Raw genomic sequence first — 16677 nt, 5'->3', positions numbered from 1 at the left:
CGGAGAGCGCTCTCCGTGGGAGTCTCTTGCAACGCCTGAACAGTGTCAATCCCCGTGACAGCGCCGGAGCCAACGCCCGTATGGATAACGGTTTTTGGGGTCGGAGTCGGCCTGTTTTCCGGATCGCGGCGGGTCCGGTTCAGCGGACGGCGGGGTGGTTCGCGAGCTGTCCGAGGATCAACTCGGCCAGCAGGTCCGGACGTTGCTCCGGCAGCCAGTGCGTGCCGCCGACGAGCGGGTGGAAGGCGTAAGGTCCCGCCGCCCAGCGTTCGGTCAGCCACGCCGACCGCGCGCTGATCACGGCGTCCGCCGTTCCCCACACGAACAGCGTGGGAACCGACACCGGCGCGGCCCGCAGCCCGCGGGCCGCCTCGCGGGGGAGCGCCCGGTACCAGCCGAGCGCGCCGGTCAGCGCGGCCCGGTCGGTCACGAACCGCCGCGCGTACCCGAGGGCCGTCGCCTCCTCCAGGCCGAGCCGGCGCAGCCAGCGCGCCCCGGTGTGCCCGCGGTCGTGGGTGATCACCGCCTCGGGCAGCCAGGGGAGTTGGAAGAAGAGCAGATACCAGGAGAGCAGGGCCTGACGGCTGGTCAGCAGCGACCGGCCCAGGGCGGCCGGGTGCGGCATCGACACGGCGGTCAGTGACGCGACCCGGTCCGGCGCCCGCTCGGCGAGCGCCCAGGCCACACTGCCTCCCCAGTCGTGCCCGACGACATGCGCGCGCTCCAGGCCCGCCGCGTCCAGCAGGCCGAGGACGTCCTCGACCAGCAGCGGCAGCCGGTAGTCGCGCGCCCGGCGCGGGCGGGCGCCGGGAGCGTACCCGCGCTGGAGCGGGGCGAGCGTCCGTACACCCGCCGCGCCCAGCGCCCGCGCGACCCGCGTCCAGCACGCCGGGCCCGCGGGGAAGCCGTGCAGCAGTACCACGGGCTCGCCGTCGCGCGGCCCCGCGTCGCCGACCGGGAACTCCCAGCCGCCGGAGCGGAACGACCTCATCGGCGCCGCCCGCCGACGGACCGGTCGGCGGCCCCGACGGGGGGGCAGGCGGACCGCGGTGCTCCCGGCGGGCGCAGGGGCGGTGTCCGCCGCCGCGTGCAGCCGGGGTCCGGCCTTGGCGAGGAAGGAGGTCATCGGCGTCACCGAGTGGTCCTCGATCAGGTCCCCGAGCACGGCGTCGGCCCGCGCGAGCCGGTCGGCGTACACCGGGTCGCGCAGCAGCGGGCCGAACACGTCGAGCCACTGGCCGAGGCCGAGCAGGTCGATGCCGGGCGGACGCCACAGCGTGGGCATCGTCAGCCGCGCGGTCCTGCGCGCGCCCGGCTCCTCCAGCAGGATCAGCGCGCAATTGCGGTAGAACTTCATGTGGTGCGACTCCTGGCGCGCGATCGCCTTCAGCAGATCGTCGAGTGCCGGATCTCCCACCAATTCGCCGATCCGCCGGTAGGTCGTCAGCGCGATGTACTCCTGCATCGCGCCCAGAACGCAGTACATCGCCTGGATGTGCGGCATGAGCAGACCGGCCGCGTACAGCGTCGGCCAGGTCACCAGTGCGCGGATGTGACGGGTGTTGCGACGCACCGCCGACGGTTTCCTCGGAGTGCCGAGCGCCGAAGCGGCGGCGCGCAGCGCGTAACCGTGCTCGGCCTCCTCCGCCAGCCACAGGATGTTGAACTGCGCGAGCGCGTTCGCCCGGTCGCCCCGGATCGCGTGCACCTTTCTGCGCATCAGCGCGGAATCGGTCTCGACGGCCGCGAGCGCGTACAGCATCGAGGCGAAGGTGTCGTTCCCGGTACGGCGGACGGCCGCGACTCGAGAGCGCCATTGCACCGGTCCCCAGGTGAGCGCGTAGGCGTCGAAGACTTCCTGGAGCTGGTTTTCCTGGTCTTTGCGCATGAATCCCCCAGACGGATGTGGAGCGGGCTGTTCGGTGCGACCGAGTCCGTGCGAAGTGACGTCGGGCCGGCGCCAAGTGATGGGCGGGCCGACGAGAAGTGACGCCTGGTCAGTACCAGACGAGGAAAAGGGAGTAGACGCCACCGGCGGTGGCGAGGAGATTCGCGGCGGCCAGCACGATGTCGCGCGGCCGGTTGAAGGGAAAGGACCGGATGTCGCGGACGCGGGCCAGGCGCCCGCTCAGCGCCTCGCACTCGGTGAAGTAGCGGCCCGCCGCCAGCAGAGCGGCGCGGTCGGCCTCCAGCCGCCGCAGCGCGATCCGCAGCCGGGCCTCCTCGCGCCGCTTGAATCCCCGGACCCAGCGCCGGGTGAGCAGCAGCGGCAGCCCGGTGTAGACGGGCAGCGCGAGCAGCCACTGGCCGACCACCGGGATCAGCACCACGACGCTGCACGGGAACGGCAGCGAGATGCCCACCGCGATCAGGGCGAAGCCGTGCAGGGCCATCGAGGTGTAGGTCGGCACCAGGACGGCGCGGGCGCGGCCCCAGCCGAAACTGCCGTCGGCGTTGGCCGGGTCGACGCCGTAGTGCAGGTCGCCGCGGAGCCGCCACAGGCACAGCAGTACGCGGCTGCCCGCGCAGTTCATGACCGCGATCCAGTAGACGCCCGCGGTGCCCACCGTGAGGTAGACGATGGCGCCGACCGGCGAGGTCTGCCAGCTCGCCCACCAGTTGGCGTACGCGGCCCTGCCCCAGGCGTGCGCCTGTCCGGCGGGCGCCAGCGCGTAGTAGATGCCCAGGCGTTTCTCGCTGAGCGAGATGACGAAGACGCAGACGAACGAACCGACGATCATGATCGGCGCCAGATTCCTTATTCGGCGAAATCGCAGATTGGTCCGGTCGATCTCGGCGTGGATCCGCGCCCGCGCGGCGGCGTTCGCCGGGACGGTGAGCGATCCGTCGCGTTCCATTCCCGGCAGCAGGTTCTCAAAGGCGGACCACTGCCGCTGGACGAGGGCCGGGGTGATCAGCAGGATGACGATCGCGCTCAGCGAGAGCAGGTCGCGCAGGAGCGGAAACCGATTTCCCGCCGACGCGTGCCGTCGGCAGTCCGGCCGGTCGAACCTGAGGAATTGGGCCAGGTCGGAACAGAGCTGCCCGCCCAGGTGCGGCATGGTCACCGCGCCGTACAGACCGGAGAACTCGAAGAGCAGGACGATGGTCACGACGGGAATTCCGCAGAGCCAGAGCCACCGGCGAGGGCTCGCGTTGATCCGTGACAGCAGAATGGGTTCCGCGGTGAAGATGTCGAATGTCTTTCCGGCAAGAGCCAGGCTGGTAGCCATGGGCGTCCCTGTCTCGGGTGGTGCGTGGCGCTTGTTGCGTGTTCCTGTGCGAAATTCCGTGCCGAATTGTCGGGTGAGGCGCTGTGCGCACAGCGTGTTCCGGGCGCGCGCCCCCTTTGTGCGCCCCGGCGATCCGGCTCGCCCTCCCGCGACTGGCCGGATTATGGCGACAGTACGGTCGGCCGGGTCTAATGTGACTGCGCGTTGCGCGGGCCGGGGGGCACTGCAATAAATACGCGACGCGTAGGGATCACCGGGGTGGCGATGGCGAACAGCACGCGTGGGCGGCCGTACGGATCGGTCGGACGGCGGCGGTCGGCCGTCCCCGCGCGTGCCCCGCTGCCGACGACCCAGGACCGCGCCGCGTGGCTGCTGCGGGTCAACCGGCTCTACGGCCGCGAACCGCGCTGGGCGAAGGGCGACTCCTTCGCCCGCTCCTTCCACGGCGGCTCCTGGCCCGCGCAGGTGAGCGTCAGCTCCATCTCCCGCTGGGAGACCGGCGTGACGAGGGTCGGCCATTCCGCGGTCCGCCGCTACGAGCAGTTACTCGGCCTGCCGCCGGGCCAGTTGACCGCCACCATCGACATCCTCCACCGGTACGCGGCCCCGTCCGCCGGAGCCGTACCGCTGCTGGCCCGCGCGCCGGGCGATCTCGGCGCGGCGGAACGGCGGGTCGACACCCTCCTGGACCGCGCCCTGGACGACGCGCCGGTCACCGGCGCCGATTGGGACGAGTTGACCGTGCTGCTCGTCCTCCACCCCCAACTGCGGCTGCGCTCACGGGACTGGACGGCCCTGGCCGAACGCCTGCTCACCGAGTCGCTGGTCTCCGACGGCCTGGCCTGGCAGCAGCGGCACGAGGCGCTGAACCGGGTGCTCGGCCACCCCTCGGGTCAGGTGGCGGCGGTCTCGGCGTGCATCGCCTGGGCGGCGGACGCCCACAACCAGGTCTTCCTCGAACCGGTCTGCCTCCTGGACTCCAGCGCGCACCCGGACGCGGCCTCTGGCGTGCTCGCCCAACTGGCCAGGCCCACCAACGACAGCGCCTTCCTCGGCGCGCTGCTGGCCTGCGTCCGCAAGGTCCGGCTCCAGCACTTCGACCGGCCGCAGTCGGCCGTGCTCGCCCGGCTGGTCAAGCAGGTGGCGTACGACGCCGACGGGCGCCAGGCGGAGGAACGCGCGCTCGCCGCGGTCGTGTCGCGCATGCTGGACGGCGCGCCGCCGTCGCTCCCGGCCCGCACCCGTACCGGTGCCGGGGAGCGGTACGGCTCCGACATCGCCGCCCGCGTCACCGCCTCCGCCCTGTCGGCCGTCTCCCGCGAGATCCCGCGCTTCACGGACCCGCTGCTGCCCCTGCTGGTCCGCGAGATGCTGCTGCACCCGGTCTTCGACATGCGCCTGTACGCGGCCATGATGGTCGCGGCCACCCCCTACCGGGCGCCGGTGGCCGCCGCGATGTCGTACGAGCTGTCCCGGCTGGCCGTCGCCCGCGATGTCACGCTCGCCGGGCGGCTGCTCGAAGCCCTGCGGATCGTCGGGGGTACGGCGGAACGGCCGCTGGTCCAGCGGCTGGCGCTCGCTCCCACCCTGCCGGAGGCGGTGGTCAGGGCCGCCACGTCGGCGCTCGCGCACATGGGCGGGGTCAGCCCGCGGTCCTTCTGGGAGAACGCGCTGGCGCTGACCCCCGCCGCCGGCGGCGCCTCCCGCCCGGCCGGTGGGCGCGCGGCCTCCGCCGCCGTCTACGGGCTCGGCATCAGCGGCGAGACCGATCTCCTGCGGCGGGTCTCCGGCGACCTGCGCATTCCCTCCAAGACCCGTGCCGCGGCGTCCTGGTGGCTGCGGCTGCCGTCGCGGGTCAGGGCCGGCGGCGCCGCGAAGCGGGCGTGACCGCCGCCGCGACGGACGGCCGCCGCCGGGAACGGGGTTCCCGGAGGCGGCCGTTGGGGGACGGGAGCGGAAGCGTGGCCCCTGCCCGTGTGCTCAGCCCTTGCTGGAGCCCAGCGACAGACCGGCGATGAACTGCTTCTGGAGCAGGATGTAGACCACCAGCGTCGGCACCGCCGCGATCATCGCGGCGGCGGCGATGAGATTCTGGTTGGAGACGAACTGCCCCTGGAGATTGGCCAGTGCCGAGGTGACCGGGCGTTTGTCGCCCGACGACATCAAGGTGATGGCCCAGAAGAAGTCGTTGTAGATCCAGGTCGTCAGCAGCGTCGCCAGCGCCGCGAGCGCCGGACGGCACAGCGGCAGGGTGAGCTTCCAGTACCGGGTCCACAGCCCCGCGCCGTCGACCAGCGCGGCCTCGTACATCTCGTCGGGGATCGACTTCATGTAGTTGCTCAGCACGAAGACGCAGAAGCCCAGTTGGAAGGCCACGTTGATGACGATGAGGCCGAAGACCGAGTTGTACATCAGGCCGCTGCCGCTGAGGAAGCCGGGCAGCGAGATCTTCAGGTAGATCCGGTACAGCGGGGTGATGATGACCTGCTGGGGGAGCAGGTTGCCCGCCGTGAAGAGGATCAGCAGCGCGATGTTGAGCTTGACGTTGACCCGGGTCAGCACGAAGGCCACACCGGACGCCAGCGCCAGCACGACGATCACCGCCGGAACGGTGATGAGCACCGAGTTCCAGAAGAAGTGCTTCATGTCCGACTGGGTCCACGCGTCGGTGAAGTTCTTGAACGTCAGGTGGTGCGGCAGCGAGACATAGCCGTACTTGCGGGTGTCGGAGTACGGGCGGACGGCCACGTACAGCGCGAAGGCGATCGGCAGCAGCCAGAGGACCGAGGCGCAGATCAGGAAGACCTGAGAGGCGATCTGGCCCCAGGGGCGCGGCTTCCCGGGGCCCGGGGGCCGCGCGGCGGGTTCGGTGTGCAGCCGCGGCAGGGTATCGGTGGTCATCGCGATTCCTCACGGCTGAACGTCTGGTACAGGAAGACGCTGATCGGCACCAGCGAGATCACCAGCAGCACCACGCCCAGCGCGGAGCCGAAGCCGACCCGTTGGGTCTCCCCGACGATGTTGGAGGTGACCAGGACCGAGAGCAGCTCCAGGCCGTTGATGCCCTTGTTGGTGATGTACACCAGGTCGAAGGCGCGCAACGACTCGATGACGGTGACCACCATGATGACGATGTTGATCGGACGCATCACGGGGAAGATCACCCGCCAGAAGGTCTGCCAGGCGTTGGCGCCGTCGACCAGGGCCGCTTCGCGCAGCGTCGGGTCCACGGCCTTGAGCCCGGCGAGGTACAGCACCATGACGTATCCGGCCTGCCGCCAGGTGGCCTCGACCAGGACCGACCACAGGTTCAGGTGTGGATTGCCGAGCCAGTCGATGGCGTTGTCGTTGCCGTTGCGCCCGATGACGGTGTTGATCAGCCCGAAGTTCTGCGAGTACATGAACTCCCAGATGATGCCGACCAGCGCCAGGGAGAGCATCACGGGCAGGAAGAGGATGCTCTGGTACATCCGGCTGCCCCGGATGCCGCGGTCGATGAGGACGGCGAAGAGCATGCCCAGCGGTGTGGCGATCAGGACGAAGACGGCCAGCCAGATCAGATTGTGCCGGACGGCGGGCCAGAACTCCGGGTAGATCGTGGCGGCCTGGTGGTAGTTCTGGACGCCGTACACACAGCCGTTGTTGAGGATCGACGGCAGATTCGGCTGGCAGGTCTTGGTGTGCAGACTGCCGACGCCGTTCCACTTGGTGAACGACAGCAGCACCGTGCCGAGCGCCGGGAACCAGACGAAGACCAGGTCGAGCAGGAGCGGTATGCCCAGCAGGAGCGCGACGACCACGCGGTCGCGCGCACTCAGCCTGCGTATGCCCCGGCGGCGGCGGACCTTCGGCGTGGCCGTGGTTTCCGCCGCCGCCGGGGCGGGCGTCTGGGGGGAACTCATCAGGAGTAGATCGCCTTCGCCTGGGCCTCGGCGCTCTTCTGGAGGCCGGCGATGTTGCCCGTGCTCGGGTCGTCGATGAACTTCTGGATGATCGAGATCATCGCGGTGGCCATCGCCGGGTCGGCGTCGCGGTCCATGAACTGCGCCACCGCCTTGCACTTGGCGATCTCGGCGACCGACTTCTTCTGGATCGCGTTGTACGTCGGCACCTGGAGGCCGGTGGCCAGGCCGACGTCCCACTGGTCGGTCTTGAGGAAGTCCGACTCGGCCTGCCCGGTGCCGATGTACTCCAGGATCGCCTTGGCCGCGTCGGGGTTCTTGGCCTTCTTGCTGAGCATGAAGCCGTCGGTCGGCGCGTCCATGTAGTCCTGGCCGTACGACGGGTTGATCGCGGGGAAGGTGAAGAAGTCCAGGTCGGCGAGGTCGGCCTTGTCCGAGACGTACTGCGCGGCCACCTGGTTGGTGCCCTGGAACATCATCCCGGCCTTCTTGGTCTCCAGCGTCTTGGCCGCGTCCTGCCAGATCCGCCCGTTGGCGCCGGTCTGCGTGTACGGCAGGATCTCGGCCCAGTGCTGGAAGACCGTGTGCACGCCCTGGTCGGTCCACGGGATCTCGTGCTTCATCAACTTGGTGTGGTAGTCGTACCCGTTGATCCGCATGTTCAGGATGTCGAAGGTGCCGAGGGCGGGCCAGCCGTCCTTGTCGCCGAAGGCGATCGGGATGATGCCGTCGCCCTTCATCTTCTTGGCGAGCGCCACGTAGGCGTCCCAGGTGGTGGGCACGGAGTAGCCCTTGGCCGCGAACTGGCTCTTGTTGTAGAAGACCACCCACGGGTAGTTGTACAGCGGCACCAGGTACTGGTGGCCGTCGAGGCCGGTGGAGAGCTTCTTGGCCGCGTCGCCGAAGTTGCCGCCGATCTTGTCCCACACGTCGTCCAGCGGCTGGGCCAGGCCCTGCGCGGCGAAGTACTGCATGCGGTAGCCCGCGAACCAGGTGAACAGGTCGTCCGGGGTGCCCTGGAGATAGCTGGTGATGTTCTCCTGGAACGTGTTGTGGTCGACCGTGTTGATCTTGACCTGCGCCTTGGTGCTCGCTGCGGCTGCGGTGGTGAGGGCCGCGAAGGCGGCCTTCGGCGCGGAGTCGGAGTAGTTGGACCCGAAGGTCACCGTGCCGCCGACCTTGCCGCCGGAGGCGCTGGGGCTGCTCTTGTCCTTGGAGTCCTTGGAGTCGCTGCCGCAGGCCGTCAGCAGGCCGCCGGAGACGACGGCGAGACCGGCCGCGCCCGCGACGCCTCTGAGCACGTTTCTGCGCGACGGCGACGTACCGCTGTCCAGGCCGCTTCCCGCTGTGCTGCTTCCCGTTGATTCGACGTCCGACATGGTGCCTCCATGTGTGTGTGGCCGTTCCGGGTGCGGTAGGCGAGCGATGGCGGAGTGGACGTTTCTGGAGGGCCTGTAGCCTATCGATTTCCAACAGAAGTCACCAAGATGAAACGCCATCTCAACCGCAGGGGTAGTTCTACGCCAGATACCCAGGAGCGTCAACGCCCCATTACGGATGCGTTGCCGGACCGTGATGTGCAGGTAGCGTGCTGATTGGCCGCCCAATTCCGTTGCCGCCCCGCATGAGAGGGACGGTTCAGGGTAGCGGTCGGATCGTGGCAGCTCGGAGGCGGTCCGAGCACGATCGAACCGGATGGAACAACATGCACCAAAGGGGCAACGGACCCTGAAGATCCATCTCTTCTAATGTTTGATATTGCGTGCTTCCGGCGCCATGGCCGAGTCGCGGGGACGCCCGCCCGGTGAACTCGACATCCGCGCGCCCGAATTGCCGGAGATAGCGGTAAAGTTCGGGCATCACGCGATGATCGGCAATGATCGCCAACACCGGACGAGATCGTTCCGGAAGTCCACCGGCCCGTTTTGCTCCGGTCGTGTGGCTGCCCTGTGTGGCCGGACGATGCCAGGCTGTCCCCATGATGGGCTACATCCCCGAGGAAACGACCAGCTTCGAGGGGCGACAGGAGGAGTTGGCGCGGTTGGACACCGCGCTCGCGACCCACCGGCTGGTCACACTCACCGGTGCGGGCGGCGTCGGCAAGACCCGTATCGCGCAGCGCTCCGCCGCCCGCACCGCGCAGCGGGCCGCGCCGCGGTTCCCCGACGGGGTGTGGTGGGCCGACCTGTCGGCCCTGGAGAACGCCGAGTTGCTGCTGGCCACCGTCTCGGACGCGGTCGACCTCTCCGATCACTCACCGCGCATGCCGGTGGAAGCGCTGTGCGAATGGCTCGCGGACAAGCGCCTGTTACTGGTCCTGGACTCCTGCGAGCACCTGGTCGAGGAGTGCGCGCACCTGGTCGGCGAACTGCTCACCTCCGCGCCGGGGCTGACCGTACTGACCACCAGCAGGCGCCCGTTGAACCTGGTGGGCGAGGAACTGACCGAAGTGGGGCCGCTGGACGGCGACGGCGCCGACGCGCTCGCGCTGTTCACCCGGCGCGTGACCGACTCCGACCCCGACGCCCTCGCGGGCCCCGGCGCCGCCCGCGCCGCCGCAGAGATCTGCCGCCGCCTCGAAGGCATCCCGCTGGCACTGGAGTTGGCCGCGGCCCAGGTCGGCCCCTCCACCGTCGAGGACGTCTCCTCCCGGCTCGGCTTCCGCTTCGACGTGCTGGCCCGCGCCGACTTCGTCTGGCCGCCGCGGCACCGCACCCTGCGCACCACCATCGGCTGGAGCCACGAACTGTGCGCGCCGGTCGAGCGCTTGCTGTGGGCCCGGCTCACCGTCTTCCGCGGCTCCTTCGACCTCACCGCCGCGCGCGCGGTGACCTCCGGCGGCCCGCTGGCCGAACACGCGGTCGCCGCCACCCTGGAGCGCCTCGTGGCCCAGTCCGTGGTCCGCAGGGACGGCCACCGCTACCGGATGCTCGACACCATCCGCGAGTACGGCCAGGAGTGGCTGCGCGAGCTGGGCGAGGAACACGCCCTGGCCGACCGGCACGCCGGGCACTTCCTGGAACTGGCCCGGCGCGCCGACGCCCTGTGGTCGAGCAGCGAACAGGCCCGCTGCTACCGGCAGATAGACGACGTCCACACCGACCTGCGCACCGCGCTCGACCACCTGCTGGCCACCGAGCCCGCCCGCGCCGCCGAACTCGCCGGACTGCTCTGCTTCTTCTGGACCTGCTGCGGCCATCTCAAGGAAGCTCGCGGCTACTTGGAGCGCGCGCTGATGGCGCACGACACCCAGGGCCCCGAACGCACCCGCGCGCTGTGCGCGCTGGGAGTGACCATCACCCTCCAGGGCGACTACCCCTCGGCGCTCCAGGTCAGCGAACTGGCCACGCGGGCCGCCGCGTACGACGGGGACAAGGAGGCGCAGTTCGCCGCCGCGTACCTGTCCGGGCTGCTGGCCCTGCTCACCGGCCGCGCCGAGGACGCCCGCGACACCGTGGACGCGGCGCTGGCCGCCGTACCGGGCTGGGCCTTCGACTCGCCCTCCCGGCTGCGCTGCCACCTCGTCGCGGTCTTCGCGCTCACCGGCCTCGGCCGGCTCCCCGAGGCGCGGGCGCGGGCCCGCGAACTGCGTCAGCACTGCGCCCAGCTCGGCGAGGTCTGGACGCTGTCCTACCTGGAGTACCAACTCGCGCTGATCGCGCTGTTCCAGTCGGCGCCGCACGAGGCCGCGGGACACGCCCGCACCATGCTGGAGAGCAAGCGGCTGCTCGGCGACGCCTTCGGGATCGCGCTCGGCCTCGACCTGCTGGCCGCCGCGCTGGCCGCCGAGGGCAGGGGCGAGCAGGCGGCCACCGTCTACGGCGTCGGCGAGTCGTACTGGCGCAGCGTCGGGCACCCGCAGCGCGGCACGCCGGAGTTGCGCGGGGTGCGCGAGCAGTGCGAGGCGACCGCCCGCGCTCTGGTCGGCGACGCCGCGTACGACAGGGCGTACCGGCGCGGCGCCACGGAGTACGGCCGCACCGCGCTGGCCGCCGCTCTCGCCGAGGAGCCCCCGGCGCAACGCTGACCGCCGTGACCCGGCGGTGTGACACGTGACACGGGTCGCCGCCGTGGAGACGGCGCGTTGGCCGATACTGATCGGTAACGAATATCGTGTGTTCCCGGAGCCGACTCCGGCGCTTCACGTTATCGCATTGATGTCAATTGCCCTTTCGGCGGAACCACTGTGCGCCTTTTGCCGTTTACCGTACGGGATTAGATCCGCAGGACGCGCCGCAAGGGGGGTGATCCGGCCGTGCGAGTGACGGCGCCGAAGCGGGCTCGGACGGAGAAGCCGCAGGTCGGGGCGGTTGGTCTCGGACAGGTGTGCCATACCTGCGTCGATTCCAGGCCACCTCTCGGCGTGGAGGAAGGATTGGTCTTCTTTCCTGCTGAATCGCGGGATCATTCGTATGGCGACCCTGCGTTGAGCGACGTACACCACGTCGAGGACGATGGGTCACTGCCTGATGCAAGGTCTGACCCCCATCCATGGCCGATGGCCTGAAAGGCTCCCATGAAAGCTGAGATCGCCGTGCCCGACGGCGCACGGCACACCCGAATTCTCGGTGTCGGCGCGTATCGCCCCCGGTCGGTCGTCGACAACGCCGAAGTATGTCGATACATCGACTCCTCGGACGAATGGATCCGCTCCAGAACCGGCATCGTGACCCGCCGCTGGGCCGGTCCCGACGAAACCCTGGGCGTGATGGCGGAGCAGGCCGCCAGCAAGGCCATCGCGGCAGCCGGGCTCACCCCGGACCGCATCACCTGCGTGATCGCCGCCACCTTCACCCACCTCATGCAGACACCCGCGGTCGCCACGGAGATCGCCCACCGGATCGGCGCCACCGAGGCCGCGGCCTTCGACATCACCGCGGGCTGCGCCGGATTCGTCCACGGCGTGGTGCTCGCCTCCGACGCCGTGCGCGCCAGAGGCGGCCACGTCCTGGTCGTCGGCGTGGAGCGGATGACCGATCTGCTCGACCTCAGCGACCGTTCGACGGCATTCATCTTCGGCGACGGCGCGGGGGCCGTCGTAATCGGCCCGTCGGACACACCGGGCATCGGCCCGGTGGTCTGGGGCGCGGACGGCTCGCAGGCCGACGCGATCGAGCAGACGGCACCCTGGGACGTGCTCAAGGACGACCCCGGCCACGCGTTCCCCGCACTGCGCCAGGACGGGCAGCGGGTCTTCCGCTGGGCGGTCTACGAGATGGCCAAGGTGGCCAAGCAGGCGCTGGACGTGGCGGGCGTCGGCCCGGCCGACCTCGACACGTTCATCCCGCACCAGGCGAACGAGCGCATCATCGACAGCATGGCCAAGTCCATCGGCCTGCCGCCCGAAGTCACCGTCGCCAAGGACATCGTGACCAACGGCAACACCTCCGGTGCGTCCATCCCGCAGGCCATGGAAGCGGTGCTCGCCTCCGGCGAGGCCAACTCCGGCGACACCGCACTGCTGCTCGGGTACGGCTCCGGCCTGTCCTACGCCGCGGTGGTCGCCACCCTGCCCTGACCCACCGCACTCCAGCACAGCGCGCAGCGCGACCACTTGGCACCGGCCGCCGCCCCGGCACACAGGGGCGGCGGCCGGCGCCTTTTCCGCCCGCGACACCCGCCGTGCCGAAATGAACGATCATCGGCCGTCACAGCTGCCGGAGTTAATGACTCTACGTACCAGGAGGAGAACGGGACCCGCCCGGAATCTCGCGCGACCGGGCGCGCACCGCTCTCCCTCTCCCCACTGGTGACGTGTGACGAAGAAGGCGGGTAGCTGATGAAAGCCCTGGTCACAACGGACAACGCGGACGGCCGACTCCGGCTCGACCCGGTCGACGAGCCGGAACCGCTGCCCGGACAGGCCCTGATCGCGGTCAGCGCGGTGGCCGTCAACCGCGGCGAGCTGTCCGTGCTCGACGAGCTGCCCCCCGGCTCCCGGATCGGCTGGGACGTCGCGGGCACCGTACTGCGCCCGGCGGCCGACGGATCGGGCCCGGCCGCGGGCACCCGCGTCGTCGGCCTCGCCGACCGCGACGGCTGGGCGGAGCGCGTCGCCCTCGACACCCGCAGGCTCGCCCGGCTGCCCGACGCCGTCGACTGGGCCGCCGCGGCGGCCCTTCCCGTCGCGGGCCTCACCGCTCTCTACGCCCTCCAGCGGGCCGGCCGTCTGATCGGCCGCACCGTACTGATCACCGGCGCGGGCGGGGGAGTCGGCCGGGCCGCCGTCCAGCTCGCCGCCGCCGCGGGCGCCCACGTGATCGCCTGGGTCGGCTCCCCGGACCGCGCGACCGGTCTCGCCGCCCTCGGCGCCGATGTCGTCGCGACCTACGGCACCGACCCCGGCGTGCCCGTCGACATCCTGCTCGACAGTTGCGGCGGCTCCGTCCTGACCTGGGCCTTCGAGTCCGTCGCCCCCGGCGGCAGCGTGGTCGTCTACGGCAACACCGCGCGGGCCGAATTACGCCTTCCCCGCGACTGGGGGCGCGCCCGGCCCGGTGTCAGCCTCCACTACGTCTTCCTCTTCGACGAGATCACCCGCCACGACGTCGGCCACGACCTGGCCTTCCTGCTCCAACTCGTCACCGAGGACCGGCTGGACCCCCAGGTCGCCCTGGTCGGCTCATGGACCGATCCGACGCCCGCGCTGCGGTGTCTGGACCGCCGTCAGGTCAACGGCAAGGTGGTGCTGGCCCTTTGACCCGGGCAGCTCCCGGATGTTCACCGCGCGAAGGGATCGTGCGACCTCCGCGCGGTGAACGCGTCAGCGGCAGGGGCTACTTGGCCCAGGGGGACTGCTTCTCGTAGCGGGGCCGCCAGGTCTTGCGGAAGAGGAAGCGGACCGGCGGCGGAACGAGCGCCAGCACCTTCTGCTCGGTCGCGGCCGGCGCCGAGTCCAGGAGCCAGGGGAAGAACGTCGCCGCCCCCTTCGTCCCCACCTGCCTGCGCTGTTCCGCCCCGAAGGCGTCCCACTGCTTGGCGGTCACCACGGCCCCCACCAGCGGCAGCCCCGCGTCCTCCTCGTGGTCGAAGTGCGCCGTCAGCGCGTCCCGCAGCCGCTCCACGTCCTGGCTCAACCCGGCCGTGTCACCCGCCGCGAGCCGCGCATCGACCGCCGCGATCAGCGGATCGAGCACCGCGTGCTCGGCCTCCATCGCGTCCAGCAGCGCGACCCGCTCGGGGTCGCTTCCGATCCGCCCGCGCATGGCGGGCCACAAGGTGGTGTCCTCGGCGGTGTGGTGGATGTCCAAGTAGTAAGTGAAGTTCTTCCAGCCCTCTTTGAAGGCCCGCGGACTCCCGGCCTTGTGGTCGGCGGCCGTGACCAGCCTGCCGAGGTCGCGCCGGAAGGCGTCGTGCACCGCGTACATCATGGTGAAGTCGAGCCGGGACTGCGCATCCGACGGGGTGTAGGTACTCATGCGTGCCTCCTGATGAGTGCGTGCGCGGGTACGTGGTCAGATGGTGGCATCGACGCCTGTCACGGTGCTTCCTCCTCAGGAACCCCGAGGCCCGCGGCGGCGGCGACTTCCGCGCCGATCGGGGCGAACCCCGCGATAAGGAGGCCGGGTTCGGCCGCGGCCCCAAGTCGCGGGGCCCGGCACGTCACCCCGCCGCGGTCCGCAGCGCCGCCTCCAGCCGCGGCCCCGCGTACTGCCTCACCCATGCCAGATGCTCGCCCCCGGTCCCTCGCGGCACCACCTCGACGAGCATGATCAGGAAGAGGTAGCAGCGGTACAGCGCGATCCGCCGCCGGGCCGCCGCGTCGAAGTCCGTACGCCCGCCGCCCGCGCCGTATCCGGCGAGGAAGGCGGAGTCGCGCTCGATGTCGTCGCGCCCGATCGACAGCGACGCGAAATCCGCCAGCGGGTCGCCCCAGAACATCCGCTCGCCGTCGATGAGACCGCTGACCGTACGGGCGCCCGCGGGACCGTGGAGCAGGATGTTGCCCGGCCACAGGTCGAAGTGGACCAGCGCGGGCTCGGTGACCTCGTCGAGCACGGACGCCGCCGTCGCCAGCGCGGCGCGGATCTCGGCGACCGGGAGCGGCAGCCAGGGTCCGTACCGCTCCGCGTCGGCCAGGACGGCGTCGGTCATGGCCGTGAAGGCGGGCCGCCAGCGGGAGTCGAGCGGGGCGAGGGTCTGCGCCGGGTAGCCGAAGGCCGGTCCGCGCACCGAGTGCAGCCGGGCCAGCAGGCCGCCGGTCTCCCGCCACAGCCGCGCGCTCTCGGCCTCGCCGACGCCCTCCGCGGCCTCTCCCGCCGCCGACCAGGTGACACCGGGGCAGTGCGTCATCAGCAGGAAGGGAGCGGCCTGTTCGCTCCCGTCGTCGTACTCGGCGTGCACCACGCGCGGCGCGGGCACCCCCGCCGTGGCGGCGCCCTCGTAGAACCGGGCCTCGCCGCGCAGCAGTTCGCGTTCGTAGCCGAGCTTCGGGACCCGCGACGGCGGCGGGACCTTGAGCACGAGGACGGCGCCGTCGGTGAGTTCGACGCGGTGCATCGCGTTGTACGTGCCGCCCTGGAGCGGCGCGTGTCCGGCGATCCCGGCCGCCGGGATTCCGGCGCGCTCCAGCGCTCCGGTCACCGTGTCGTCCCGCGTCAGCGGTGCCATCCGCCCCTCCCCGTGGTCGCCTTCCGTGGGGCCGAACCCTACGCGGTCGCCAGTCCCCAGCCGAGCGCGCCCACGGCGGCGGCCGCGTAGGCCCACACGGCGGCGAGCACGATCCGCCGCCGGACGGACTCCGACCAGGGCGTACGGGCCAACAGCCAGGCCAGCGCGGGGAGTACGAGGACCGCGTGCAGGCTCACTGCGTGCAGCGGCTTGAGGGCGCCGGTCGAGTGGTACGCGGCCTGCTGGTCGCCGGTCTTGGTGTCGACGACCCCGCGGGCGATCATCGCGGCGCCCGAGAGCAGGCCGACCAGCAGCAGCGCGAATCCGGCGCGCAGCGCGAGCGGCATTCCGGCGGGTCCGGCGGGCCGGGCGCGGAAGGCGGCGACCGCGAAGGCGGTGAGGACCACGACGAGCAGCGCGCCGCCGACGGCCAGTGACATGGCGACGGCGGCGTTCACCGGCGTCTCCATGTTGAAGTGCGAGGGCACGTGCCGCCACGCCTGCACGGTGATCCCGGCGACCTCCAGGACGCAGTCGGCCGCGAAGAGGGCGAGCAGCGTGGAGCGGGTCCGCTCGCCGATCCGCACGTACGAGGTCACCCGGGCGAGCGCGATCAGGGTCAGGCCGAAGGACACCCCGAAGGTGAAGGGCTTGCGCCAGGAGACCGGGCCGTCCCACGGTCCGCCGTCCACCGCGAAGACCCCCAGGTGGAACAGGCCCGACACGATGAGCGCGGCGCCGACCGCGTACGCCGCTCGCTCGGCGCCGCGTGCGGGGAGGCGGGCGGGCGGCGGGACGACTGCTGCTGCCGTGGCGGACATGGCGCGGGACTCCTGACCGAGGGGGCCCCGGCGGTGCTCCCGGCCGGGGAGTCCCGGACGCGGCGCGGCCGGGACGCGCTCACGGTAGGCGGCGGGCGGGGCGCGCCGCGT

General features: G+C 71.1%; 12 protein-coding genes. 4 read left to right on the top strand and 8 right to left on the bottom strand.

The annotated features are described in order from the left end of the window. Positions 1-139: 139 nt before the first annotated feature. Both ACIO6U_RS14100 and ACIO6U_RS14095 read right to left on the bottom strand, forming a co-directional pair. Complete coding sequence (locus ACIO6U_RS14100; protein WP_401718748.1) at positions 140-1888, bottom strand: alpha/beta fold hydrolase; 1749 nt, start codon at positions 1886-1888, stop codon at positions 140-142. Between the two features lie 109 nt (positions 1889-1997). Further along, a complete protein-coding gene (locus tag ACIO6U_RS14095) occupies positions 1998-3233 on the bottom strand; it encodes a hypothetical protein (RefSeq protein ID WP_391045830.1) in 1236 nt (411 codons plus the stop codon). Between the two features lie 264 nt (positions 3234-3497). On the opposite strand from ACIO6U_RS14095, the gene ACIO6U_RS14090 reads away from it, so the two are divergent. Further along, positions 3498-5120, top strand: a complete 1623-nt coding sequence (locus tag ACIO6U_RS14090) for an XRE family transcriptional regulator (protein WP_391045828.1) — start codon at positions 3498-3500, stop codon at positions 5118-5120. Positions 5121-5213: 93 nt separating this feature from the next. Here the strand turns inward: ACIO6U_RS14090 and ACIO6U_RS14085 are convergent, their stop codons facing one another. From ACIO6U_RS14085 to ACIO6U_RS14075, 3 genes are read right to left on the bottom strand one after another with little or no spacing between them, the layout of a single operon-like run. After that, entirely contained in the window at positions 5214-6134 is a 921-nt protein-coding gene (locus ACIO6U_RS14085) for an ABC transporter permease subunit (protein ID WP_391045826.1), read from the bottom strand. Then, complete coding sequence (locus ACIO6U_RS14080) at positions 6131-7135, bottom strand: sugar ABC transporter permease (protein WP_355341711.1); 1005 nt, start codon at positions 7133-7135, stop codon at positions 6131-6133. Before ACIO6U_RS14080 ends, ACIO6U_RS14085 begins: the two co-directional genes overlap by 4 nt. Continuing rightward, entirely contained in the window at positions 7135-8436 is a 1302-nt protein-coding gene (locus tag ACIO6U_RS14075; protein ID WP_391163272.1) for an extracellular solute-binding protein, read from the bottom strand. Before ACIO6U_RS14075 ends, ACIO6U_RS14080 begins: the two co-directional genes overlap by 1 nt. Positions 8437-9113: 677 nt before the next feature. Here ACIO6U_RS14075 and ACIO6U_RS14070 point away from each other — a divergent pair. The 3 genes from ACIO6U_RS14070 to ACIO6U_RS14060 all read left to right on the top strand — a co-directional run bounded on the left by ACIO6U_RS14070 (position 9114) and on the right by ACIO6U_RS14060 (position 13835). Then, positions 9114-11162, top strand: a complete 2049-nt coding sequence (locus ACIO6U_RS14070) for an NB-ARC domain-containing protein (RefSeq protein WP_391045824.1) — start codon at positions 9114-9116, stop codon at positions 11160-11162. Positions 11163-11651: 489 nt separating this feature from the next. Beyond that, positions 11652-12653 (top strand): beta-ketoacyl-ACP synthase III, encoded by a 1002-nt coding sequence (locus ACIO6U_RS14065; RefSeq protein ID WP_355341720.1) that lies wholly within the window; start codon positions 11652-11654, stop codon positions 12651-12653. Between the two features lie 261 nt (positions 12654-12914). Beyond that, positions 12915-13835, top strand: a complete 921-nt coding sequence (locus ACIO6U_RS14060) for a zinc-binding dehydrogenase (RefSeq protein WP_355341723.1) — start codon at positions 12915-12917, stop codon at positions 13833-13835. A 76-nt stretch (positions 13836-13911) separates the two neighbouring features. On the opposite strand, the gene ACIO6U_RS14055 is transcribed toward ACIO6U_RS14060, so the two are convergent. From ACIO6U_RS14055 to ACIO6U_RS14045, 3 genes are all read right to left on the bottom strand, one after another. Further along, the gene (locus tag ACIO6U_RS14055) at positions 13912-14553 is read right to left on the bottom strand and encodes a hemerythrin domain-containing protein (RefSeq protein ID WP_355341726.1); all 642 of its coding nucleotides are present in this window, start codon (positions 14551-14553) and stop codon (positions 13912-13914) included. Between the two features lie 184 nt (positions 14554-14737). Next, the gene (locus tag ACIO6U_RS14050; protein ID WP_401718742.1) at positions 14738-15745 is read right to left on the bottom strand and encodes a phosphotransferase family protein; all 1008 of its coding nucleotides are present in this window, start codon (positions 15743-15745) and stop codon (positions 14738-14740) included. Positions 15746-15783: 38 nt separating this feature from the next. After that, on the bottom strand, positions 15784-16566 hold the full coding sequence (locus ACIO6U_RS14045; protein WP_401718739.1) for a hypothetical protein: 783 nt from the start codon (positions 16564-16566) through the stop codon (positions 15784-15786). Positions 16567-16677 lie beyond the last annotated feature (111 nt).

The sequence above is a fragment of the Streptomyces sp. NPDC087422 genome, from assembly GCF_044744145.1.
Lineage (GTDB): Bacteria > Actinomycetota > Actinomycetes > Streptomycetales > Streptomycetaceae > Actinacidiphila.
This window is presented reverse-complemented; position numbering and strand designations above follow the sequence as displayed.

Coding starts and splice junctions, on each gene's coding strand:
- ACIO6U_RS14100 (WP_401718748.1), bottom strand. CDS start 1,888: ATGCGCAAAGACCAGGAAAACCAGCTCCAGGAAGTCTTCGACGCCTAC.
- ACIO6U_RS14095 (WP_391045830.1), bottom strand. CDS start 3,233: ATGGCTACCAGCCTGGCTCTTGCCGGAAAGACATTCGACATCTTCACC.
- ACIO6U_RS14090 (WP_391045828.1), top strand. CDS start 3,498: ATGGCGAACAGCACGCGTGGGCGGCCGTACGGATCGGTCGGACGGCGG.
- ACIO6U_RS14085 (WP_391045826.1), bottom strand. CDS start 6,134: ATGACCACCGATACCCTGCCGCGGCTGCACACCGAACCCGCCGCGCGG.
- ACIO6U_RS14080 (WP_355341711.1), bottom strand. CDS start 7,135: ATGAGTTCCCCCCAGACGCCCGCCCCGGCGGCGGCGGAAACCACGGCC.
- ACIO6U_RS14070 (WP_391045824.1), top strand. CDS start 9,114: ATGATGGGCTACATCCCCGAGGAAACGACCAGCTTCGAGGGGCGACAG.
- ACIO6U_RS14065 (WP_355341720.1), top strand. CDS start 11,652: ATGAAAGCTGAGATCGCCGTGCCCGACGGCGCACGGCACACCCGAATT.
- ACIO6U_RS14060 (WP_355341723.1), top strand. CDS start 12,915: ATGAAAGCCCTGGTCACAACGGACAACGCGGACGGCCGACTCCGGCTC.
- ACIO6U_RS14055 (WP_355341726.1), bottom strand. CDS start 14,553: ATGAGTACCTACACCCCGTCGGATGCGCAGTCCCGGCTCGACTTCACC.
- ACIO6U_RS14050 (WP_401718742.1), bottom strand. CDS start 15,745: ATGGCACCGCTGACGCGGGACGACACGGTGACCGGAGCGCTGGAGCGC.
- ACIO6U_RS14045 (WP_401718739.1), bottom strand. CDS start 16,566: ATGTCCGCCACGGCAGCAGCAGTCGTCCCGCCGCCCGCCCGCCTCCCC.